Below are 22,929 nucleotides of genomic sequence, written 5' to 3' on the forward strand. Positions count from 1 at the left end.
TGGGAGGCTGTCGGGCTTTGGGATGGGTGCGCGCCGGGGCGAGTTGCCATGCCAGACAAGGCGCACCCGCCGCCGTGGGGCTTCACCCCACAAGGAGGGTGCAACGCTGGATGGCATGGCAAATCGCCCCGGCCCTTCGGGTTGACCCGCCTTGGGGTCGCATGCGGCGTTGCAAATGCTCGTCGGGTGTACAACCCGACTCCGCTTTGCGCCTTGCCTGCGGCCCCAAGGCGGGCCAACGCGCACCCATCCCAAAGCCCGACAGCCTCCAAAAGTGCAGCCATGCTGATTCCGGTCGTCTACCCGCCCCACGATCCCGCGCCGCCGCCGAAGTTTTCTCCGCCGCCGCCGCCTCCCGGGACGCCGCCGGAGCCGCCGCCCGAGCCCCCGCGCCCGGACGAGCCCGCGCCACCCCCCGAGGGCGACGTGCCCCGCGTGCTCTACCTGCTGCGCGTGCTGTGGCTGTGCGCCTTCCCGGTGGGCGTCCTCATTGCCGGCGTGGCCATGCTGCTGGGGCTGGAGCAGGCGCGCGAGACGCTGCTGTCGCTGGAAGTGGGCAGCGCGCAGACGGCCGTGCTCGTCTTCGCCTTCTGGCTGTGGCTGCTGCTGGCCTGGTACACCGGCCGGCTGCTGCTGGACCGGCGCTTCAAGCCCGACTCGCTGGGCGAATGCACGCACCCTGGTTTTGCCGAAGGCCTGCGCCGCTGGCTGCCGCGCGCGCTCATCCTTGGTGGCGGCCTGCCCATCAGCGCCTTCTTCCTGATGCAGCAGCGCGAGCGCCTCATCGGCGTGGGCCTGCTGGCGGTGACGGCCGCGCTCTATCTCTTCGTCTGGAAGCGGCGCGCCTGGCTGCTCAAGCTCGGCCCGGGCTCCTGGCTGGCGCGCTGGCTGGCGCTGGACTGGCGACGCGAGGCCATCGCCGCGATGGAGCGCGAGGACCGCATGCCCACGCCGTCGCGGGTGCTCGTCGTGCTGGTGTTGCTGCTGCAATGGGCCTTGTTCGCCGCGCTGCTGGCCTGGCCGGAAGCCACCGCGCGGTCCCTGGGCTCGCCCGCGCTGATGCTGCTGGCGCTGGGCAGCTGGATCGTCTTCGGCGGCATCCTGCTGACCTATGTGCCCAAGGCGCTGATCCGCATCCCGCTGACGCCGCTGCCGCTGCTGCTCTTCGTCGCCTTCGCGCCGCTGAACGACAACCACCGCGTGGCCGACCCGGAGCGCAGCGCGCCACGTGCCGTGACCGCCCGCCAGCCAGTCGACGCCTGGGTGCAGGCCTGGCTGCGCACGGCGGGTGCCGATGGCAAGCGGCCGCTCGTGCTGGTGGCCTCGGCCGGTGGTGCCTCGCGAGCGGCCTACTGGAGCAGCGCGTCGCTGGCCCGCCTGCAGGAGCTGGGCGAGGTCGAGGGCGTCAACTTCGCCGACTCGGTGTTCGCCGTCAGCGGCACCTCGGGCGGCGCCCTGGGCGCGGCCACCTTCGTCGCGGCGCTGGACGCCCGCCGCCAGGCCGTCGACGCCGCCGCCTGCACGCCGTGGAAGCTGGTGCGCGACTTCACCGGCCAGGACCATCTCGCCACGCCCGTGGGCGCCCTGCTCTACGGCGACCTGGCCCAGCGCTTCTTGCCCGTGGCCATCGCCGGCGTGGACCGCTCGCTGGCCCTGGAAGGCGTCTGGACGCGTGACTGGCCCAGGAGCCTGGCCCGCCAATGCGCGCCGCGCCCTGCGGCCCACCCCAACCCCTGGGGCCAGGCCATGACGGCCCTGCACGGCCGTGCCACCGCCGCCGAATGGCTGCCGCTGCTGGCCCTGAACACGGCCGCCCTGGCGCGCGGCCAACGCGTCTACCAGAGCGACTTCCTGCTGCCCAGCGGCGACGGCATCGACCTGCTCGACCCCTCGCTGGGGCTCGATGTGGACCGCCTCACGCTGGCCCAGGCCGTGCACAACAGCGCGCGCTTCCCCTACATCAGCCCGGCGGCGGCGGTCGTCTTCAAGGACGCCCACAAGGACGAGGAGACCGGCGACGTCGGCCGCACCTGGGACCGCCTGGGCGATGGCGGCTATGTGGAGAGCAGCGCCACGCTGATGCTGTCCGACCTGCTGCGCGACCTGGAGGCCAGTGGCCGGCTGCGCAACTGCAAGCCCGAGGACGACTGCGCGCGCCAGGGCATCCTGGACCGCTCGCGGCTGCGCCTGCTGCTGCTCTTCAACGGCCCGTCCGAGGTGGACGACTGGCTGTGCCGCGACGCGCCGCAGGCCGCCGACGCCCAGCCCGTAGACGGCCGCCGCTACCGCGCCCGCAACGTCACGCTCGACGAAGTCGGCGCCCCGCCACGCGGCATCCTGCACAGCAACAGCGCGCGCGGCCGTGACTCGACGGTGGAGCTCATCAAGCGCTTCGGCGGCTGTGGCCAGGTGGCCGAGCTGCGCCTGCCCGCGACGCAGGGCCAGCGCCCGCCGTCCATGAACTGGATGTTGAACAAGGCCTCGCGTGAGTTCATCGACGCGGCCTTGCTGGAAAAGCTGCCGGTGGCCGATTCCGACGTCGGCCCGGCCCAGGCGCAACTGAACGCCCACCTGCGCCAGGCCAAGGGCTGGCTGCTGCAGATGAAGTGAGCTGGCGCCAAGTGACACGGGTGCGGGCCACAATCCCGCCCGCCATGAGAACCCTGCTGTCCCTCTTCACCGCCCCGGAGCGTCGCGTCCTGTGGCGTGCGCTGCTCCTGCTGCTGCTTGCCGTCATCACCTGGCTGGCCCTGTCACCGGCCCCGCCCAAGACCGTCGATCTCGGCTGGGACAAGGCCAATCACACCCTGGCCTTTGCCGCGCTGGCTTTCAGCGCCGTCTGGGCGCTGTGGCAACGCCCGCGCCAATGGCCGCTGCTGTTCATCGCGCTGCTGGCCTATGGCGTCGGCATCGAGATTGCCCAGAGCTTCTTGCCACCGCGCGAGGCCGATTGGCATGACGTGGTGGCCGATGGCATCGGCATAGCTCTGGGGCTGCTGGCGGCCTGGCCCATCGCGCGGTTGAGCAACTAGGGGCTCGTCCTACAGTCAGTGCCCCTGCACTGACATACCGTTGGCAGCAGATTGCGCTACGGTTCAACCCCATGTCGACCGCCACGCTGCCGGACCTGCTCCGCGCCACCCGCGCCCACTCGCTGGCTCTCGCCGCGCCCCTGTCCGGCGAGGACGCGCAACTGCAGTCCATGCCCGACGCCAGCCCGGCCAAGTGGCATCTGGCGCACACCACCTGGTTTTTCGAGACCATGGTGCTGCTGCCCTGGTTGCCGGACTACTGCGTCTTCGACGAGCGCTGGCCGCGGCTGTTCAATTCCTACTACGAGAGTCTCGGCCCTCGCCACGCGCGGCCGCAGCGCGGCCTGCTGAGCCGGCCGTCGCTGGCCGACGTCAGGGCCTACCGCGCCCATGTCGACGCGGCGCTGGCCGACCTGCTGCCCCATGCACCGGCCGAGGCCCGCACGCTCATCGAGCTGGGCTGCCATCACGAGCAGCAGCATCAGGAGCTGCTGCTCACGGACATCCTGCACGCGTTCTCATGCAACCCGCTGCTGCCGGCATATGACGTGACATCGCCGGTGCAGGCCCGCGCGCCCGAGCAGGCCTGGCTGCGTCACTCAGGCGGCATCGTTGACATCGGCCACGGCGGCGACGGCTTCGCCTTCGACAACGAAGGCCCGCGCCACCCCGCGTTGGTGACGCCCTTCGAGATCAGCAACCGCCTCGTCACCTGCGGCGAGTTCGCCGACTTCATCGACGCCGGCGGCTACCGCGAGCCGCTGCTGTGGCTGTCCGACGGCTGGGCCGCTGTGCAGGCCCAGGGCTGGCAGCGGCCGGCCTACTGGCTGGAGGACGGCAGCGTCTTCGGTCTGCACGGCGTGCAGCCGCTGGACCCGGGCGCGCCCGTCATGCAGCTCAGCTTCTACGAGGCCTGCGCCTTTGCCGAATGGGCCGGCGCGCGGCTGCCGACCGAGTTCGAGTGGGAGGCGGCGTCGGCCCTGCAAGGTTTCCAGCAAGCGGCCGACCAAGCCTGGCAATGGACCCGCTCCAGCTACGCGCCCTACCCCGGCTTCCGGCCGGCTGCGGGCGCGGTCGGTGAGTACAACGGCAAGTTCATGGTCGGCCAGCAGGTGCTGCGCGGCGGCAGCCTCGCAACGCCCGCCGGCCATGCGCGGCCAAGTTACCGCAATTTCTTTCCGCCGGCCGCGCGCTGGCAGTTCAGTGGAGTGAGGCTCGCAAGATGAAACCAGGCATTGAATGGCGCCAGCCCAGGGCAGCGGCCGAGAACGAGCAATTCGCGGACGACCTGCATGCCGCGCTCAACCGCGCGCCCAAGGCGATCTCGCCCAAGTATTTCTACGACGAGGTGGGCTCGAAACTGTTCGAGCGCATCTGCGACCTGCCCGAGTACTACCCGACGCGCACCGAGCTGGCGCTGCTGCAGACGCACGCCGCCGACATGGCTGCGCAGATGGGCGAGCGGGTGCAGCTGGTGGAGTACGGCGCCGGTGCGCTGCGCAAAGTGCGGCTGCTGCTGGATGCGATGCCGCGTGAGAACGTGGAGTTCGTGCCGGTCGACATCTCCGGCCCGCACCTGCTGTCGGCCTGTGACGGCCTCGCGGGCGACTACCCGGGCCTGGCCATCCACCCGCTGGTGGCCGACTTCACGCGCCAGCACGCGCTACCGGCCTGCCCTGACGGCGCACGCCGCGTGGGCTTCTTCCCTGGCTCCAGCATCGGCAACTTCACGCCCAGCGAGGCCGACGCCTTCCTGCGTCTGGCGGCGGCCGAACTGGCCGGCGGCGGGCTGCTGATCGGCATCGACCTCGTGAAGGACCACGAGGTACTGCACGCCGCCTACAACGACGCGGAAGGCGTGACGGCCGCCTTCAACATGAACCTGCTGGAGCGAGCCCGCAAGGAACTGGGCGCGGAGTTCCCGACGGACGGCTTTCAGCACCTGGCCTTCTACAACCCGGCCTACCGCCGCATCGAGATGCATCTGCGCGCGACGCGGCCGCTGGAGCTGCAAGTGGGTGGCGAGATCTACGTCTTCAACGAGGGCGAGACGCTGCACACGGAGCACTCGCACAAGTACACGGTCGAGGGCTTCCAGGCGCTGGCGGCGAGGGCGGGGTTCAGGCCGGGGAAGGTGTGGACGGATGCAAACCAATGGTTTGCGGTGCTGTGGCTTGAGGCCGAAGCAAGCGGCACCTAGGGCGCTGTGAGCCAGGCTTTGGAAGTCAGGCGCCGTGGCGCAGGAACATGCACCACAGCGTTGCGTTGCCCAGGATGCTCCGCCCTGTCTCGGCAAAGCCGGCTCGCTCGTAGAACCGCACGTTCGACGGGTTCGCCGTCTCGAGGTAGACACCGGCGGACAGCGGGTCGGCAGCTGACCGATCGCAGAATGCCTTGAGCAGCTGTGCGCCCATGCCGAGGCCCTGCAGCGCTGGATCCATACCGATCACGCCGAGGTAGTAATGCGCAACGGTCGGCTTGCTCTTCTCGGCGATTTCGTCGTATGCCGTCATGCGATTGGTCAAGCCGGGAATGGCTTTCTCGAAGCGATCCCAGTCATCCGCGAAGCTGGTTGGCCAAGGGGGTGGCGCCGTGGTGTAGCCCATCGCTGCCCCACGAATGCCAGCCGTGTCTCGCGCCAGCAGCACCGGCATGCCGAGCGCGATGCGCGCGCCCATCAGCAGCGAGAAAAACTGCGTCAGGCGCGCCCGATAGTTGGGGCCGGTTTCGAGCAGGAATCCCGTGATCGGGTCTTCCGCGAACGCTGCTGCCAGGCAGCCCACGGCGCGCTCGATGTCAGAAGGGGCAGCAGCGGTGATTTGCATGACGCCTGACGTGTCGGGGCCGCCTCAGTGCAATGGCGGCGGCGCCTGACCGTCGGCGGCCGGCGGAGCCTGGGCCGCGTCCTGGTCGCGCCCCCAATCAGTCACCAGTTGCTCGAAGTCGACCTCGTCCAGCTCCGAGACTTCAACGCGGGCCATGCCCTCGCCCGTCGGCACGGTGTCGTCCAGGCTGCGCGGGCCGGCTGCGGCTGCGGGAGGCGGGCCACTCAACTGGCGCAGATGCCCCAGCAGGGCGGCCAGGGCCGGCGAGTCGGCCTGCTCGACCAAAATCAGCCCCTGAGCCAGCGCCTTGCGGATCAGCTCGGGCGGCAGCAGGGCCAGACCCGGCCAACCTTTGAGGACGAGCTGCTCATGCACGCGGACCAGATGGGGCATCGCGGCCGCCGCGTCGGGATAGCCCAGCAGCGCAATCTCGAGTTCGGCGCTGACGCGGGCGCCGCTGGCCGGGTCGACCGGCCCACGGGAGCGCCGCCGCTCGACCCAGACCAGGCGCGGGCCATGCGTGGTCCAACGCAGGCTGAAAGGCCGCTGGATCAGGCCGCGCAGCCACAGGAAGCGCGAGCGAAGGGAGCCGTCGCGCCCGCGACGGCGCTCTTTGGGCGCCGGAGGCTGCCGGGCTGGCGAGGAACTGGGCTGGGCTTGATGGCGCATGGTGAGTCCCGCAGCCTGCCGAGGCGGATGCATCGGCGTGGGCGGGATCCCCTGATGAGCCCGATTCTGGTGGTCCGGCGGGACTAACGGCATCCGACGAACTAGGGGCTGGCGCCGGCGCCCGGCGGTCAGCTTGGTAGATCGGGGTGAGCGCCCAGACCCCAACGATGACGTCGCGGCCAACGTTGGGGTTCACTTTGTTCACCCCATTAACCCACTGGGCTCTCAGTGAATACGCGGCATCGGGTAGTCGCCTTTCGTGATGACCAAATCGACACCAGTCACCCTGTCCTCACAGCCTGCCGTGTCCCGCCAGCGACCTGAAATCTCCACGCGAGTGAATGTGTTCGCCACGGGGCCGCGACGCCAAGCACCGTAGTAGCAGTCGCCCTGCCCCGAATGCATGCGGCGCCATCCCGGACCGAGTTGCTCTCCCAATTCGCGCATGCGTTCCGGCCGCGGGGCGTGGAACTGCATGCGCACCCACAGGAAGTGCCGACGCTCGGCAGCCATGCGGCGGTCATCATCGGTATACATCGCGAGACTCAGACGCTCGCCAGGCTGCGAGCCTGCGATGTCACAGACCACCTCTTGATTTGGCGGGTCGTCACGACACACAGCTGCAAGCTCTGCTTGGATCAGACGCATCATTTGCGCAGTCCGGGTCGGCACGTCAGCCTTGATCACCCGCTCCATCAGACCCAGCACACGGTGCACTTCAGCGCAGCTCGCGCAGTCTGCCGGCGAAGCAGGGGCTTGCGCGAGGGCCGAAGCGCCCCAAAAAAACAACGCCAACAAAAAGTAGCGACGATTGAGCATGCGACTTGGCGGAGATGGATCGCATCCATTCTCCCGCGCCAAGAGCCGTCAGATCGCCAACCGCTCCCGCACGCCGTCGGCCGGCATGTCCTTGCCCCGCCCGCGCATGACGATCTCGCCGCGCTGCATCAGCAAATACTGGTCGGCCAGTTCCTCGGCGAAGTCGTAGAACTGCTCGACGAGCACGACGGACAAGCCCTTGTCGTGGGCCAGGTGCTTGATGACGCGACCGATGTCCTGGATGACGTTGGGCTGGATGCCTTCGGTGGGTTCGTCCAGCAGCAGCACCTTCGGGCCTGGCGCGAGCGCGCGTGCGATGGCGAGCTGCTGCTGCTGGCCGCCGGACAAGTCGCCACCGCGCCGCGAACGCATCTTGGCGAGCACGGGGAACAGTTCGAATAGCTCCACCGGCAACGGCGTACCAGCGGGCTGGCTGCTCAGGCCCATCTGCAGGTTCTCGATGACCGTCAGCCGGCCAAAGATCTCGCGGCCCTGCGGCACGTAGCCAAGGCCGGCGCGCACGCGCTGATGAGTCTTCAGCTTGTTGATGGGCTCGCCGGCCAGCGTGATGCTGCCGGAGGTGACGGGCACCACGCCCATCAGGCTCTTCAGCAGAGTGGTCTTGCCGACGCCGTTGCGGCCCAGCACGACCGTGATTTCGCCCGGCTTAAGGTCGAAGCTCAGACCACGCAGGATGTGCGACCCGCCGTAATGCTTGTGCAGGTCCTGGACCTTGAGGATGTCATCGGCCAAGGTACACCTCGATCACTTTTTCATCCGATTGAACGGCGGCCATCGTGCCTTCGGCCAAGGTTTTGCCTTCGTGAAGGACCGTGACCGTGCGATGCGCGCCGGCCAGCGTGCCGACAAAGTTCATGTCGTGCTCGACAACGACCAGCGAGTGCTTGCCTTCCAGGCTCAGGAAGAGCTCCGCCGTACGCTCGGTTTCCTCGTCAGTCATGCCGGCCACCGGCTCGTCCAGCAGCAGCAGCTTGGGGTCCTGCGCCAGCAGCATGCCGATCTCAAGCCACTGCTTCTGGCCGTGGCTCAAGAGGCCGGCGACGCGCTGACGCTCCTCGGTCAGATGGACAGTCATTAGCAGCTCGTCGAGGCGGTCCCGCTGTTCGCCGCTCAGCTTGGCGCGCATCGCAAAGCGCGCGCCACGGTCGCCGACCAGCGCCAGCTCCAGGTTCTCAGCCACTGACAACGCCTCGAACACCGTCGGCTTCTGGAACTTGCGGCCGATGCCCGCGCGGGCGATCTGCTGCTCGCTCATCAAGCGCAGGTTCAGGTTGCTGCCGAAGAAGATGCGGCCGCTGTCGGGCCGGGTCTTGCCGGTGAGGCAGTCCATCGTCGTCGTCTTGCCGGCGCCGTTGGGGCCGATAACGCAGCGCAGCTCGCCAACACCCACCGTGAACGACAGCCCACCCAACGCCTGGAAGCCATCGAAGGCGACCTTGAGGTCTTCGACGTAAAGCGCCACGCCCTGGTTGAACACGGGCTCGCCGGCCGTGGCGATGCGGGTGAACGCCCGCGAGCGCGCTTCCGCGCCGGCTTCGAGAAGTTCTGGAGTCATTTCTTGAACCTCTTCGCCAAGCCCATCAGGCCTTGCGGCAGGAACAACGTCACGGCGATGAAGAGCCCGCCCAGGATGTAGAGCCAGCCTTCGGGCCACCAGGCCGTGAAGACGGACTTGGTGCCGTTGACGAAGAAGGCGCCGAGTACGGGGCCGATCAGCGTGCCGCGGCCGCCCACTGCCGCCCAGATGGCCATCTCGATGCTGGCCGCCGGGCTCATTTCGCCCGGGTTGATGATGCCGACCTGGGGCACGTAGAGGATGCCCGCCAGCGCGCACATCACGGCCGAGATGACGTAGGCGCTGAGCTTGAAGGCGACCGGGTCATAGCCCAGGAAGCGCACGCGGCCCTCGGCATCGCGGATGGCCTGCAAGATGCGGCCCCAGCGGCTTTGCGTCAGCGCCCGGGCGATCAGATAGCAGGCGATCAGCGCCACACCGCTGGCCACGCACAGGCCCACCTTCATGCCCGGCGTGTTCAGCGGCATGCCGGCAATGCGCTTGAAGTCGGTGAAGCCGTTGTTGCCGCCAAAGCCCGTCTCGTTGCGGAAGAACAGCAGCATGGCCGCCACCGTCAACGCCTGCGTGATGATCGAGAAATACACGCCCTGGATGCGCGAGCGGAAGGCGAAGTAGCCGAACACCGCGGCCAGCAGGCCGGGCACCGCGAGCGCCAGGAAGATCTGGCCGACCAGCGAGTCGCTGAGCATCCAGTGCCAGGGCAACTCCTTCCAGTTCAGGAAGACCATGAAGTCCGGCAGGTCCGACTGGTACTGCCCGTCGCGGCCGATCTGGCGCATCAGGTACATGCCCATGCCATAGCCGCCCAGGGCAAAGAAAAGCCCGTGGCCCAGCGACAGGATGCCGCCGAAACCCCAGATGAGGTCCAAGGCCAGGGCACAAATGGCAAAGCAAAGGAACTTGCCGAGCAGGCCGACGTAGAACTCGCTGAGGTGCAGCGCGTGGCCGGGCGGGAAGGCGAGGTGCAGGAAAGGCACGAGCAGCGCCAGCACTGCCACGGCGATGAGCAGAGGCTTTTTCATTCGACCGACCTGCCCTTCAGTGCGAACAGGCCTTGCGGCTTCTTCTGGATGACGAGGACGAGCAGCAGCAACAGCGCGATCTTGGCGAGCACCGCGCCCTGCCAGCCTTCCAGCAGCTTGGACAGCACCCCCAGGCCGAGGCCCGCGTAGACGGTGCCGGCGAGCTGGCCGACGCCACCCAGCACGACCACCATGAAGGCGTCGACGATGTAGCTCTGGCCCAGGTCGGGGCCGACGTTGCCGATCTGGCTCAGCGCGCAGCCGGCCAGGCCGGCGATGCCCGAGCCGAGCGCAAAGGCCATGGTGTCGACCTTGGCGGTGTTGACGCCCACGCAGGCGGCCATGCGGCGGTTCTGCGTGACGCCGCGCACCATGAGCCCGAGACGCGTCTTGGCCAGCAGCAGCGCCATGCCGCCCAGCACCAGGGCCGCGAAGGCAATGATGGCCAGCCGGTTGTAGGGCAACGTCAGGTTGGGCAGCAGCGCCCAGCCGCCGGACAGCCAACCGGGGTTCTCGACGGCCACGTTCTGCGCGCCGAACAGCGTGCGCACGGCCTGCATTAGCACCAGCGAAATTCCCCAGGTGGCCAGCAGTGTTTCCAGCGGGCGGCCGTAGAGCCAGCGGATGACTGTTCGCTCCATCGCTGCGCCGACCAGTGCGGCCGCGATGAAGCTGGCCGGCAGCGCCAGCCACAGGTAGTAGTCGAAGGCGGCGGGCAGCCAGGCGCGGAAGCCCTGCTGCACCATGTAGGTGGCGTAGGCGCCCACCATCAGCAGCTCGCCGTGGGCCATGTTGATGACGCCCATCAGGCCGTAGGTGATGGCCAGACCTAACGCGACAAGCAAGAGCACAGAGCCCAGGCTCAGGCCCGAGAAGAGCAGCTGGGCACGCTCGCCCCAGGCGAGGCGGTCGCCGATGGCGTCGATCGCGCTTTTCATCGCCGCCTTGGTGGCGACATCGGTCTCGCTGCTGATACGGTCCAGCAGCAAGGCGCGCGTCGTCGGGTCGGCGCTGCCGGCGAGCTCGACGGCTGCGGCGCGGCGCTGGGCGGCGTCCGTCGATGACAGCTTGGCGCCGGCCACCAGCGCGCCCAGTTGGCTGCGCAGACCGGCGTCGGTCTCGGCCGCCAGCGCACGTTCGTAGAGGGGCAGCTTGGCGGCGCTGGCGTCTTCGCGCAGCGTCGCCAGCGCCTTGGCGCGTGTATCGCGGTCCTTGGACAGCAGGGCCAGCCCCGCCAGCGCCGAGTCGATCTCGCGGCGCAGGCGGTTGTTCAGCATGGGCTCGTCGCCCTCGGGTGGCGCGCTGCCTTCCAGCGCCACGACCACCTTGCCCTCGCGCAGCCGCACGCGGCCGTCGAGCAGGGCATGCAGGTAGTCCGCCAGCGCCGGGTCGGCCTGAGCCACGGCCTCGTTCAGCGCGATGACGCGGTCATCGCCCTCGCCAGCGGCGATGCGGGCCAGCAATTCAGGCGGCAGCGCAGCCCAGGCCGAAAGGCCCAGCAGCGCCAGCCAACAACCGATCAGTAGTCGTTTGATCATGAAGATCCAAGCGAACGCAAACAAGTGACGCGCACGCTGCGCGCCATTGCAGTGGCTGCCGTGGAGCCGGCCGTGCCGGTCCACAGGCAGCACCCCGTCAGGCCGCAGCGGTTGCTGCGGCGCCGGACGGTCTTACTTCGTGGGCTCGTCCTTCTTGCCCTTGTTCTCGGGGATGTAGGGGCTCCACGGCTGGGCCTTGACCGGGCCGGGCGTCTTCCACACCACGTTGAACTGGCCGTCCGCCTTCACTTCGCCGATGAAGACCGACTTGTGCAGGTGGTGGTTCTTCTCGTCCATCTTGGACGTGATGCCCGACGGTGCCGTGAAGGTCTGACCGGCCATGGCGGCGATGACCTTGTCGGTGTCGGTGCTGCCGGCCTTCTTGACCGCCTGCGCCCACATGTTGATGCCGATGTAGGTGGCTTCCATCGGGTCGTTGGTCAGCGGCTTGTCCTTGTGGCCGGCGATGCCCTTGGCCTTGGCGTAGTCGCTCCACTTCTTGATGAAGGCGTCGTTGGCCGGGGCCTTGATGGACATGAAGTAGTTCCACGCGGCCAGGTGGCCTTGCAGCGGCTTGGTGTCCACGCCGCGCAGCTCTTCCTCACCCACGGAGAAGGCCACCACTGGCACGTCCGTCGCCTTCAGGCCCTGGTTGCCCAGTTCCTTGTAGAAGGGCACGTTGGAGTCGCCGTTGATGGTCGACACCACGGCCGTCTTCTTGCCTTCGGCCGAGAACTTCTTGATCTTGGCGATGATGCTCTGGTAGTCCGCGTGGCCGAAGGGGGTGTAGTCCTCCATGATGTCGGCGTCGGCGATGCCCTTGCTCTTCAGGAAGGCACGCAGGATCTTGTTGGTCGTGCGCGGGTAGACGTAGTCGGTGCCCAGCAGCACGAAGCGCTTGGCGCCGCCGCCGTCCTTGCTCATCAGGTATTCCACTGCGGGGATGGCCTGCTGGTTGGGCGCGGCACCCGTGTAGAACACGTTCTTGCTCAGCTCTTCACCTTCGTACTGCACGGGGTAGAACAGCAGCGCGTTGGTCTGCTCGAACACCGGCAGCACCGACTTGCGGCTCACGGACGTCCAGCAGCCGAAGACGACGGCGACCTTGTCCTGCGAGATGAGTTGCTTGGCCTTTTCGGCGAACAGCGGCCAGTTGGAGGCGGGGTCGACGACGACAGGCTCCAGCTTCTTGCCGAGCAGACCGCCCTTGGCGTTGATCTCGTCGATGGCCATCAGCACCGTGTCCTTGAGGACGGTCTCGGAGATGGCCATGGTGCCCGACAGCGAGTGCAGCACGCCGACCTTGATSGTGTCGGCAGCGTAGGCGGCGGGGGTGATGAGAGCGGCGGCGGCAGAAGCGGCCAGGGCCAGGGCAGAACGGCGAAGCATCGGTGAGACCTCCATTGGGGTTTGGGGATGAAGTTCGGTAGCCGACGGCACAGTCCGCAAGGCCCGTGCCAGCATGTGAACTTCATCACGCCCCACGACGGGCATCTTGAGCGCCACCGTTTTGGTGCAAACACGCCGCGAACGGCACCGTTGGTGTACCGCAGCATGCATCTGCGCACCAACAAGGGACGGCTTCGCCCCGATTCGTGCTCAGCCGGCCAGGCCGCGCAGGACCTGGGACCGGCTTCGGCTGACCGGCAGCGCGCGGCCGTTCTTCAACTCGGCGCTGAGCTGCCCGGTGGCCGTGCGCCGAAAGCGCGCTACCGCATCCAGGTTGACGATGCAGCCGCGGTGGATGCGCACGAAGCGCTGCGCGTCCAGCCTCTCCTCCAGCCGGGCCAGCGCCAGATGCAGCAGGTGCTCGGCACCATCGGCGTGCACGGCCACGTAGTCGCCTACCGCCTCGAAATGGCTCACGTCGCTCACCGCCACGGGGACGATGGCCGCGCCACTGCGCACGAACAGGCGCGTCAACGGTCCGCGCCCAAGCAGCTCGGCCAGGCGCTCCAGGGCCGGCGGGCAGGGCTCGCCCAGGGCCGCGCGCACGCGCTCCAGCGTTGCGTGCAGGCGCTCAGCGCCGAAGGGCTTGAGCAGGTAGTCCAGCGCGCCCAGCTCGAAGGCCGTGATCGCATGCTCGGCGTGGGCCGTCGTGAAGATGACCAGCGGCGGCGGCGTGCCGGCCTCGGTCAGGCGGCGCAGCACCTCGGTGCCGCTCAGGCCCGGCATCTGGATGTCCAGAAACACCAGTTCCGGCCGCAAGCGCTGGATCTCGGCCAGCGCCGCCGGCCCGTCGGCCGCCTCGCCGATGCAGTGCAGCCACGGCAGGCCGCGCAGCAGATGGCGCAGGCCGGCGCGGGCGACCGGCTCGTCGTCGGCGATCAGGGCAGTGACGGCGGCGGCGGTCATCGCCGTCATTCGTCCGGGTAGCGCAAGGGCAGCCGCAGCTCCGCGCGTACGCCTCGGCCGGCGGCGGCCTGAACGGTCAGCGAGGCGTTGCCGCCATGCAGCCAGCCCAGGCGCTCGCGCAGCCGTCGCAGGCCCGTGCCGCCCGCCTCCAACGCGGCCGGCTCGACGCCCATGCCGTCGTCCTCGACGACAACCAGCAACTGCCCCGCCTCCTCGCGAGCCCAGACCCGCACGGTCGTCGCCTCGACACGCGGCGCGGCGCCATGGCGCACGGCGTTCTCCACCAGCGTTTGCAGCGCAAAGCTGGGCACCAGCTCATCCAGGGCGGTCGGGCCGAACTCCGCATCCACGCGCAGGCGCTCGCCAAAACGTATGGCCTCGATGTCCAGGTAGAGCTGCACGACAGCCCATTCCTCGCGCAGCGTCACCTGCTCACGCGGGTTGTCGAAGCTCGCGCGCAGCAGCGCCGCCAGTTGCTCGGCCGCCCGCGTCGCGCGTTCGGGGTCGAGCGGGATCAACTGCACCACCGTGTGCAGCGCGTTGAACAGGAAGTGCGGATGCAGCTGGGCGCGCAACGCGGCGAGCTGGCTGCGCGCCTGCAGGGCCTCCAGTTGGGCATTGCGCGCGGCGGCCCGCTGGGCATAGGCGACGCCGGCGATCATCACGTAGAACCACACGCCGGTGACCAGGTAGGCCGCGATGCCGGGCCCGATGACCAGCACGACACGGCCCACGACCAGGCTCTCGACGACGCTGTTGGCCGCCACCCAGGCCACGGCGTACAACGCTGCGCCCAGCGCGTGTTTGGCGACAAAGCCCAGCTTCAGCGGATGCGGCCACGGCAGGCGCGCGGTGAAGCGGTGCACGACCAGCCCCAGCAGCGCGGCCGTCGCCATCAGCCGCAGCGAGTAATGCAGGGCCGACGCGAAGCCGGCGCCATGCACCGTCATCATCAGCACGGCGAACAGCGCCGCCACCGGCAACCAGCCGATCAGCCACTGCGCCCAGATCCAGGCTCGCCCCATCGTCGTCCTTCGGCCTATCGGTTCGCCTTGCGGGAGATGCGCTTGGCCACCACCGTCAGCGTCCCCTCCTCCCAGTTCGCGCCATTGTCCAGTGAGCGGTCCTGGCGCATCTTGAAGCGGTCGGCCGCAATCTCCAGGAAGCGCGTGCGCGTCAGCATGGGCTTGCCTTCGGCGTTCTGGCCGCTGCCCTCCAGCAGCATCTCGCCGTTCTGCCACTGGCCGCTGCTGCTGCCGAAGCGTGCGCGGTAGACGTCCAGGCCGCTGACCAGCCAGCGCTTGGTCTTGGCATCGAAGATGCGCTGGCTGTGGCTGAGCGCGGTCGGGTTGCCCGACGCGTCGAGGATGCGCAGCTCGTCGTCCAGGCCGTAGCCGTCGAAGGACTTCCAGGCCTTCCAGCTGCCCACCAGCTTGGGCGCGCCGTGGATCATCGCGCCCAGGCCGCTGACCTTGGGCGACACCTCCAGCTCCCACTGGCCGACGAGGAAGTCGAATTGCGCAGCCTCGGCCGGTGCGATGGCTGAAGCTGACGCAGTGCCGTGCTGCGCGTGGGCGATGCCGGCGACGGCCAGCACGAGGGACAGGACAAGGGCTTTCATGGTGTCTCCAAAAGAAGGGATGCCGCCAGCATCGCGACCCGCGCCGCGCCTGGCGAGGGCCAATTCGCCCAGTGGCACAACGGTGCCGTCGAGCGGTGTGCCGCGCGCCCGGCCGCTGCCTACATTGGCCGGCATGCAACACAACCCAGCACTCATCCGCCTGCGCGGCGTCAGCAAGAGCTACCCCGCCGCGGGTGGCGACTTCCACGCGCTGAGCGCACTCGACCTCGACATCGAAGCCGGCGAGTTCGTCGCAGTCGTGGGGCCCTCGGGCAGCGGCAAGTCGACGCTGCTGAACCTGCTCGCCGGCATCGACCGCGCCGGCAGCGGCGAGCTGAACGTCGCCGGGCAAGACCTGCGCGCCCTGCCCGAGCGCGCGCTGTCTCGCTGGCGCGGCCGCGCGGTGGGCGTGGTCTTCCAGTTCTTCCAGCTGCTGCCCACGCTGACGGCGCTGGAGAACGTCATGCTGCCCATGGACTTCTGCGACCAGTGGCCCGCTGCCGAGCGGGCCGAGCGCGCGCTGGCGCTGCTGGCGCGTCTGGGCGTGGCCGACCAGGCCGACAAGTTCCCGGCGGCGCTGTCCGGCGGGCAGCAGCAACGCGTGGCCCTGGCGCGCGCGCTGGCCAATGCGCCGGCGCTGATCCTGGCCGATGAGCCCACCGGCAACCTCGACTCCGCCAACGCCGAGGCCTTGCTGGCGCTGCTGGCCGAGCTGGCCCGCGAACAGGGTGTCACGGTCGTCATGGTCACGCACGAGGCGGCGGCCCTGGGCCAGGTGCAGCGCAGCCTGCGCCTGCGCGACGGCCGCTTGGTGGAGGACCGTCGCCATGCTTGACCGTCGTTCCCGCAAGACCTGGCGCGACCTCTGGCAGCACCGCGCGCGCAGCCTGCTCGTGGTGCTCGCCGTGGCGCTGGGGCTGACGGCGGCGGGCACCATCCTGAACGCCTGGGCGCTGGTCGAGCGCGCGACCGACCTGGGCTACCGCGCCAGCCAGCCGGTCTCGGCCACGCTGCTGCTGGACCGTGCCGACGCACCCGCGCTGGCACTGGCGCAAGCCCAGCCCGATATCGCCGCCGCGCGCCTTCGGCGCAGCGTGATGGCCGCCGTGCAGGCCAATGGCCGTGCACGCAACGCCGTCGTCTTTGCATTCGACGACTTCCAGCGCGCCGGCATCGGCCGGCTGCAGCCCGCCGCGCCGCCCGCCGATGGCGGCCTGTGGATGGAACGCTCGTCGCTGGACTTCTCCGGTGCCAGCGTCGGTGAGCCGGTGTCGCTGCGCCTGGCCGGCGGCGAGGCGCAATCCATGGCCATCCAAGGTCTGGTGCGCGACGTCAGCCAGGCCCCGGGCTGGATGGAGAACCTCGTCTACCTCTACGGGACGGAGGCGACGCTGACCCGGCTGGGCGCGCCAACGGGCTTCAACGAGCTGCAGGTCCGCGTGCGTGACAGGCACCCGACGCGCGCCGACGTGCGCCGCATCGCCGAGGCCTTGAAGGCGGCGCTGACCACCGCCGGCTACACGGTGAAAGGCGTCGACGTGCCCGAGCCCGGCCAGCACATCCATGCCGCGCAGATGGACTCGCTGCTGATGACGCAAGGCGCCTTCGGCCTGCTGGCGCTGCTGGCCTGCGGCTTCCTGGTCGTCAACCTCGTGGCCGCAATGCTGGCCGGGCAGACGCGCGAGATCGCCGTCATGAAAGTGCTGGGCGGCTCGCCGGGGCAGATCGGGACGATGGTGCTGGCGCAGGCCGGCGCACTGGGTCTGCTGGCCTCGGCGATCGCCGTGCCTGCCGCGCTGTGGCTGGGGCGCATCTACGGCGGGCTGAAGGCGGAGCTGCTGAACTTTCCTCTCGACGGCATCGCCACGCCCGCCTGGGCGGTTGCGCTGCAGCTGGCCGTCGGCGTCGCACTGCCGCTGGCCGCCGCCGCGCTGCCGGTGCGCGCCGCGCTGCGCCGGCCTGTGGGCGAGGCGCTGCGCGACATCGGCATCACGCGCGAAGGCCAGGCCTTGAGCCTCAGGCGCGGTGCCCTCGCCGCACGCTTGGTGCCCTACCTTGGCGGCTGGGCAAGGCCGCTGCTGCTGTCGGTGGGCAATGCCTTGCGGCGTCGTCAGCGCATGCTGCTGACCGTGCTGGCCTTGGCCAGTGGCGGCGCCGTCTATCTGGGCGCGGCCAACTTGCGCAGCGCGGTGCAAGGCTCGGTGGACGATCTCTTCAACGCCCAGCGCTACCAGGTGCAGCTGCGCGTCGGCGCGCCCACGCCGGCGTCCAGGCTGGAGGCGCTGGCGGCCGACGTGCCCGGCGTCGCCGCGGCCGAGGCCTGGCGCAGCCTGCGGGCCACCGGGCTCGCCGAGCCCGTCACGCTGTTGGGCCTGCCCGCCGGCAGTCGGCTGCTGACGCCGCGCCTGCTCGAAGGCCGCTGGCTGGCCGGGGGTGATGCGCGCGAACTGGTCGTCAGCCGTCTGCTGTTGAAACAGCAACCGGCGCTGATGGTGGGCAGCACGCATCGCCTGGCCGGCCAGGACTGGACCGTCGTGGGCCTCGTCGACAGCGGCCCGCAGGCGCTGGCCTACACGTCACGCGCCGCGCTGGACGCTCAGGCAGGCAACGACCTCGCGACCAGTGTGGTGCTGCGGCTGACCTCTCCCAACTCGCCCATCGCATTGCTGGATGCCGTGCAGCAGCTGCGCGAGGCGCTGGCCGAAGCCGGCATCAACGTCGCCGCGAGCCAGTCCCAGGTCGAGAACCGCCGCGTCGTCGAAGACCATCTGCTGATGGTGGTGGACTTCCTCGGCGCCATGGGCCTGGTGATGATCGCCGTGGGCGCCATGGGCCTGGCCTCGACGATGGGCCTGGCCGTGCTGGAGCGCCGGCGCGAGATCGGCGTGCTGCGCGCCATCGGCGCGCGTGACGGCGCCATCCTGGCAATCGTGCAGGTTGAAGGCCTGACCCTGGTCGTGCTGGCCTGGCTGGCATCGCTGCCTCTGGCCCTGCCCATCAGCGCGCTGCTCGAAGTCGCCTTCGGCCGCATCATGTTCAGCGTGCCGTGGCGGCTGGTGCCGAGCGCGGGCGTGGCATTCGGCTGGCTGGGGCTGATGGCGCTGATCTCGTTGCTGGCCTGCGCCCTGCCCGCCTGGCGCGCCTTGCGTGTGCCGGCGGCGCGGGCGCTGGCCTATGACTGAGCGGCCACGATCTGGCCATCACAGGCGCCAAAGCCGATGCGGCGAAAGCCCGGCTTCTGCGCAAAGGCGCGCAGGCCCAGCGTGTCGCCGTCGAGCACGAAGGTGCGCGTCTCGCCATTGGGCAGCGTGATGGGCTGCTTGCCGCCGCCGGTCAGCTCCAGCAACGAACCGGCTTCTTCCGGCTGCGGGCCGCTGATGGTGCCGGTGCCCAGCAGATCGCCCGGCTGCAGGTTGCAACCATTGCTGGCGTGGTGGGTCAGAATCTGCGCGAGCGACCAGTAGGCATGGCGCAGGTTGGAGCGCGACAGCCGCGTCGGCTCCGTCATGGCCGGCGTCTTGAACCAGACCTCCAGCTCGATGTCGAAGCTCGCATTGGCGCGGTGCGCGGGCGAGTCGAGATAGGGCAGCGGCTGCGGGTCTTCGGCCGGACGGGTGAAGGGGATGCGGAACGGCGCCAGCGCCTCCATCGTGACGATCCACGGCGAGATGGTCGTGCCGAAGTTCTTGGCCAGGAAGGGGCCCAGCGGCTGGTACTCCCAGGGCTGGATGTCGCGAGCCGACCAGTCGTTCAGCAGCGTCAGGCCGAAGGCGTGCTCGTCGGCCTCGTCGATGCCGAAGGGCTCGCCCAGCGCGTTGCCGGGGCCGACGAACAGGCCCAGCTCCAGCTCGCAGTCGACGCGGGCGCTGGGCTTGAAGACGGGCACGTCGGCATCCGGCGGCTTGACCTGGCCCCTGGGGCGGCGCAGCGGCGTGCCGCTGACGACGATGGAAGAGCTGCGGCCGTGATAGCCGATGGGCACCCACCGGTAGTTGGGCAATAACGGGTTGTCCGGGCGGAACAGCTTGCCAATGGCGCGAGCGTGGTGGATGCCGGTGTAGAAGTCGGTGTAGTCGCCGATGCGGCAGGGCAGCGTGTATTCGGCCTGGGCCTGCGGCAGGACGTCGACCTCGGGCGCACCGCGTTGAAGCGCTTCGAACAGGCGATGGCGCAGCGCCAGGCGTTCGCTGCCGGGGCGGGCCATCAGCGTGTTCAGGTCGGTGATGCCCCAGGCGCTCAGGTCCAGGATCTGGTCGCCAATACCCACGCCAATGCGCCAGGGCTCCAGCGTGCCCGAGCGGCGGAAGCTGCAGAAGGGCAGGTTCTGCAGCGGGAAGTCGGTGGCGGGGTCGTTGGCGGAGGCGACCCAGGAGAGGGCTGCGGCGTCGTGGGTGTGGTCAAGCATGGAAGTCATCTTTCAGGTCGCGCCAGCAGTCGGCATACGTCTTTTCAAGTGGCGCGTCTCGCAGCGCCCAGGCGGTGGGCTTCAAGGGCCAGCGCGTCTCGAACATGAAGGCCAGCGTGKCRTCCAGCTTGTGCGGCTTCAGGTCGGCGCCGCTGGCCTTGTCGAAAGCCTCGCTGTCGGGGCCGTGCGGCACATAGCTGTTGTGCAGGCTGGCGCCGCCGGGCTTGAAGCCCTCGGGCTTGGCGTCGTACTGGCCCAGCACCAGGCCCATGAACTCGCTCATCACGTTGCGGTGGTACCAGGGGGGCCTGAACGTGTCCTCGGCCACCATCCAGCGCGGCGGGAAGATGACGAAGTCGACATTGGCCCAGCCGGGCGTGTCGCTGGGGCTGGTCAGCACCGTGAAGATGCTCGGGTCGGGGTGATCGAAGCTGACCGTGTTGATGGTCATGAAGCGCGCCGTGTCCCAGCGGTAGGGCACCAGGTTGCCATGCCAGGCGACGACGTTGAAGGGGCTGTGACCTTGCGTCGCGCGCCAGAGCCTGCCGCCATAGCGCTTGACGATCTCGTACTCGCCCTCCTCCGCCTCATGCCAGGCCACGGGCGCCTCGAAGTCGCGTGCGTTGGCCAGGCCGTTGGAGCCGATGGGGCCCAGCTCGGGCAGGCGAAAGGCGGCGCCATGGTTCTCGCAAACGTAGCCGCGGGCCGGCACGTCGAGCGGGTCGACCTTGAAGGCCATGCCGCGCGGCAGCAGCGCGATGGAGCCGGGTGCGACTTCCAGGCGGCCCAGCTCCGTCGTCACGAGCAGCCGGCCCTGCTGGGGCACGAGCAGCATCTCGGCGTCGGCGTTCACCAGCGCACGGCGGCCCATGGCGCGCGTGGCGACGTAGGCGTGAGCGCTCATGCCGGCGATGCCGGTTTCGCCGTTGATCGCATAGGTGCGCAGCCCGTCGACAAAGTCGCCGTCTTCGTGCAGCGGCGTCGGCCCCCAACGCAGTGGATCGGGCGATGCGCACTCTCCTTCCGCCGCGCCGCTCTTCCAGTGCGCATGCGGCAAGGGCTCATAACCGCCAACAACGACGGATGGCCGGCGGCGGTAGAGCCAGGTGCGCTGGTTGTCGGCGCGCGGCGCGGTGAAGGCGCTGCCCGACAGCAGCTCGGCATAGAGGCCATGCGGCGCGCGCTGCGGGCTGTTGCGGCCTATGGGCAGCGCGCCGGGATGGGCCTCGCTGCTGTGCTGGTTGCCGAAGCCTGTGAGGTAGGTCAGTTCAGTCATGGCGTTCGTGATGGGCCAGCGCGAAAGCTTCTCGAAGCACCTCGCGGTCGCCGATGTGGTTGCACAGGATCAGGGTCAGCCGCGCAAGCCAGTCGGCCGCCGCTTCGTCGCTCAGGCCCGACTGGGCGGCGATGAGTTCGGCATAGAAGGCATCGGCCGCGTCCCCGAAATTTGGGGTCAGAGTCAATTTGTTCTTCGTCATGACAGCTCCCCGTGGGCTCGAGCGAGTGCCGCTCGCAGTGCGTCCGCGTCGAAGCGGTGCCAGCGCGCGGCGACAACGGCGTCGGGGCGGACCAGGTGGACGCTGCCCGGCCGGGCGCCGTAGCGCGCGGCGGCCACGCCCTCGGCCGGCAGCACGACGGTACGCACGCCGGTCGCCGGCGCCGGCCAGCCAAAGCACAGCAGCAGGAACTCGCCGAACTGCTCGCTCAGCCAACCGTTCTCCAGCGGTGCATCCGGCGCCGGGCAACCGGGCGCCGGGCCTTCGGACCAGGGTTCGGCATCGGGCGTACTGAGCGGCGAATCGATGTGGGCGGTAGGCGCAGACAGCCGCCCGCTGTTGACCAGCGGCCTGGCGAAATCCGTGCGCGCCGCCAGGTCCAGGGCGGCCTTGCGCAGGCGCACGCTCAGGGCGCTCTTGGGGCTGATGAAGTCGGTGGCCCGCGTCGAGTGGCCAATGTTGTCGTCGGCGGCCTCGATGCGCTCGAACTCGTAGGCATCGAACAGCACGTCGCCGCCCTCACCTGTCAGCACGGCAGCCAGTTTCCAGCCGAGGTTGTCGGCATCCTGCACGCCGCTGTTGGCGCCGCGTGCGCCGAAGGGCGAGACCTGGTGGGCCGCGTCGCCGGCCAGCAGCACGCGGCCGACGCGCAAGCGCTCGGCACGGCGGCAGCTGAACTGGTAAATGGACGACCAGACCAGCTCGAACTGCTCGCTGCCCAGCATCGCCGTGACGCGTGCCTTGATGCGATCCGCGTCGCGCTCGGCCTCGACGTCGGCATCGCGCCCAAGCTGGAAGTCAATGCGCCACAGGCCCTGGGCCTGCGCATGCAGCAGCACGGACTGGCCGCGATGGAAGGGCGGGTCGAACCAGAACCAGCGCTCGGGCCTGGCCGGGTCCAGCCCACGCGGCCGCACACCGGGCGCGAGGCGCACGTCAGCGATCAGGAAGCGGTCCTCGAAGACCTGGCCCTGGAAACCCAGCCCCAGCAGCGTGCGCGTGGGGCTGCGCGCGCCATCGCAGCCAACGACCCAATCGGCGCGCATGTCGAACAGGCCATCCGGCGTGCGCACGTTCAGCGTCACGCCACCCTCGTCCTGCTCCAGCCCGATCAGCTCATGCCGGCCGCGCAGTTCGATGCGCTGATCGAGCTGCACCGCGCGCACCAGCTTGGCCTCGACGCTGTCCTGCTGCAGGTTGACCATGGCCGGCATCTTGTGATGCGCCTCGGGCAGCAGATCGAAGGCATAGGCCTCGCGCTCACCATGGAAGACGCGGCCGCGCTGCCAGCGCACACCCTCGCGCGCGACCGCCTCGCCAACGCCCAGGCGGTCAAACACCTCCAGCGTCTTCTTGGCCCAGCAGACGGCGCGCGAGCCCTCGCCGATGCGGTCGCTGTCGTCGATGACGACGACCGGCACCTCGCGCCGCGCCAGGTCCAGCGCCAGCGTCAGGCCCACCGGCCCAGCGCCAACGATGACGACGGGGCGGCGCTGTGGCTGGCCGGAGCGCTGTTCCAGCGTCTGGTGATATGAGTACTGCGACGGCAT

The 22,929-nt window shown here is 69.4% G+C and carries 21 protein-coding genes; 6 read left to right on the forward strand and 15 right to left on the reverse strand.

What is annotated here, in order from left to right:
- Positions 1-282: 282 nt before the first annotated feature.
- From ACXRVZ_RS04060 to egtD, 4 genes are all read left to right on the forward strand, one after another.
- Positions 283-2,610, forward strand: coding sequence for a hypothetical protein (locus tag ACXRVZ_RS04060; protein ID WP_457419775.1), 2,328 nt, complete (start codon positions 283-285; stop codon positions 2,608-2,610).
- Between the two features lie 44 nt (positions 2,611-2,654).
- Entirely contained in the window at positions 2,655-3,032 is a 378-nt protein-coding gene (locus tag ACXRVZ_RS04065) for a VanZ family protein (RefSeq protein ID WP_457419777.1), read from the forward strand.
- Positions 3,033-3,103: 71 nt separating this feature from the next.
- A complete protein-coding gene (gene egtB, locus ACXRVZ_RS04070; protein WP_457419779.1) occupies positions 3,104-4,258 on the forward strand; it encodes an ergothioneine biosynthesis protein EgtB in 1,155 nt (384 codons plus the stop codon).
- Positions 4,255-5,232, forward strand: coding sequence for an L-histidine N(alpha)-methyltransferase (egtD, locus tag ACXRVZ_RS04075; RefSeq protein WP_457419781.1), 978 nt, complete (start codon positions 4,255-4,257; stop codon positions 5,230-5,232). Before egtB ends, egtD begins: the two co-directional genes overlap by 4 nt.
- 25 nt (positions 5,233-5,257) lie before the next feature.
- Here the strand turns inward: egtD and ACXRVZ_RS04080 are convergent, their stop codons facing one another.
- The 11 genes from ACXRVZ_RS04080 to ACXRVZ_RS04130 form a co-directional block, all read right to left on the reverse strand.
- Positions 5,258-5,857, reverse strand: coding sequence for a GNAT family N-acetyltransferase (locus tag ACXRVZ_RS04080; RefSeq protein WP_457419783.1), 600 nt, complete (start codon positions 5,855-5,857; stop codon positions 5,258-5,260).
- A gap of 24 nt (positions 5,858-5,881) precedes the next feature.
- Positions 5,882-6,526, reverse strand: a complete 645-nt coding sequence (locus tag ACXRVZ_RS04085; protein ID WP_457419785.1) for a hypothetical protein — start codon at positions 6,524-6,526, stop codon at positions 5,882-5,884.
- A gap of 225 nt (positions 6,527-6,751) precedes the next feature.
- Positions 6,752-7,345 carry a hypothetical protein gene (locus ACXRVZ_RS04090; protein ID WP_457419787.1) on the reverse strand — a complete coding sequence of 198 codons (594 nt, stop codon included), beginning with the start codon at positions 7,343-7,345 and terminating at the stop codon, positions 6,752-6,754.
- Between the two features lie 48 nt (positions 7,346-7,393).
- The gene (gene urtE, locus ACXRVZ_RS04095) at positions 7,394-8,086 is read right to left on the reverse strand and encodes an urea ABC transporter ATP-binding subunit UrtE (protein WP_457419861.1); all 693 of its coding nucleotides are present in this window, start codon (positions 8,084-8,086) and stop codon (positions 7,394-7,396) included.
- 1 nt (position 8,087) lies between these two features.
- Positions 8,088-8,921, reverse strand: coding sequence for an urea ABC transporter ATP-binding protein UrtD (gene urtD, locus ACXRVZ_RS04100; RefSeq protein WP_457419789.1), 834 nt, complete (start codon positions 8,919-8,921; stop codon positions 8,088-8,090).
- Positions 8,918-9,964, reverse strand: a complete 1,047-nt coding sequence (gene urtC / locus ACXRVZ_RS04105; RefSeq protein ID WP_457419791.1) for an urea ABC transporter permease subunit UrtC — start codon at positions 9,962-9,964, stop codon at positions 8,918-8,920. The genes urtD and urtC overlap by 4 nt, the downstream gene beginning before the upstream one ends.
- Entirely contained in the window at positions 9,961-11,502 is a 1,542-nt protein-coding gene (gene urtB / locus ACXRVZ_RS04110; RefSeq protein ID WP_457419793.1) for an urea ABC transporter permease subunit UrtB, read from the reverse strand. Before urtB ends, urtC begins: the two co-directional genes overlap by 4 nt.
- A gap of 132 nt (positions 11,503-11,634) precedes the next feature.
- Entirely contained in the window at positions 11,635-12,891 is a 1,257-nt protein-coding gene (gene urtA / locus ACXRVZ_RS04115) for an urea ABC transporter substrate-binding protein (protein WP_457419795.1), read from the reverse strand.
- Positions 12,892-13,101: 210 nt separating this feature from the next.
- A complete protein-coding gene (locus ACXRVZ_RS04120) occupies positions 13,102-13,857 on the reverse strand; it encodes a LytR/AlgR family response regulator transcription factor (protein ID WP_457419797.1) in 756 nt (251 codons plus the stop codon).
- Positions 13,858-13,862: 5 nt separating this feature from the next.
- Entirely contained in the window at positions 13,863-14,882 is a 1,020-nt protein-coding gene (locus ACXRVZ_RS04125) for a sensor histidine kinase (protein ID WP_457419799.1), read from the reverse strand.
- Positions 14,883-14,896: 14 nt separating this feature from the next.
- A complete protein-coding gene (locus tag ACXRVZ_RS04130; protein WP_457419801.1) occupies positions 14,897-15,478 on the reverse strand; it encodes a hypothetical protein in 582 nt (193 codons plus the stop codon).
- Positions 15,479-15,611: 133 nt separating this feature from the next.
- Between ACXRVZ_RS04130 and ACXRVZ_RS04135 the strand changes: the two genes are divergently transcribed.
- Both ACXRVZ_RS04135 and ACXRVZ_RS04140 read left to right on the forward strand, forming a co-directional pair.
- Positions 15,612-16,313: an ABC transporter ATP-binding protein gene (locus tag ACXRVZ_RS04135; protein ID WP_457419803.1), complete on the forward strand. Its 702-nt coding sequence runs from the start codon at positions 15,612-15,614 to the stop codon at positions 16,311-16,313.
- Positions 16,306-18,660, forward strand: coding sequence for an ABC transporter permease (locus ACXRVZ_RS04140; protein WP_457419805.1), 2,355 nt, complete (start codon positions 16,306-16,308; stop codon positions 18,658-18,660). The genes ACXRVZ_RS04135 and ACXRVZ_RS04140 overlap by 8 nt, the downstream gene beginning before the upstream one ends.
- Here ACXRVZ_RS04140 and fahA read toward each other — a convergent pair.
- Genes fahA through ACXRVZ_RS04160 form a run of 4 tightly spaced genes read right to left on the reverse strand, consistent with a single transcriptional unit; the run spans position 18,651 to position 22,929 of the window.
- On the reverse strand, positions 18,651-19,892 hold the full coding sequence (gene fahA / locus ACXRVZ_RS04145; protein WP_457419807.1) for a fumarylacetoacetase: 1,242 nt from the start codon (positions 19,890-19,892) through the stop codon (positions 18,651-18,653). The genes ACXRVZ_RS04140 and fahA overlap by 10 nt on opposite strands.
- Positions 19,876-21,159: a homogentisate 1,2-dioxygenase gene (gene hmgA, locus ACXRVZ_RS04150; RefSeq protein WP_458232194.1), complete on the reverse strand. Its 1,284-nt coding sequence runs from the start codon at positions 21,157-21,159 to the stop codon at positions 19,876-19,878. The genes fahA and hmgA overlap by 17 nt, the downstream gene beginning before the upstream one ends.
- Positions 21,152-21,361, reverse strand: a complete 210-nt coding sequence (locus ACXRVZ_RS04155; RefSeq protein WP_457419811.1) for a DUF2783 domain-containing protein — start codon at positions 21,359-21,361, stop codon at positions 21,152-21,154. The genes hmgA and ACXRVZ_RS04155 overlap by 8 nt, the downstream gene beginning before the upstream one ends.
- The gene (locus tag ACXRVZ_RS04160) at positions 21,358-22,929 is read right to left on the reverse strand and encodes an FAD-dependent oxidoreductase (RefSeq protein WP_457419813.1); all 1,572 of its coding nucleotides are present in this window, start codon (positions 22,927-22,929) and stop codon (positions 21,358-21,360) included. Before ACXRVZ_RS04160 ends, ACXRVZ_RS04155 begins: the two co-directional genes overlap by 4 nt.

The sequence above is a fragment of the Roseateles sp. P5_E8 genome (assembly GCF_054177665.1).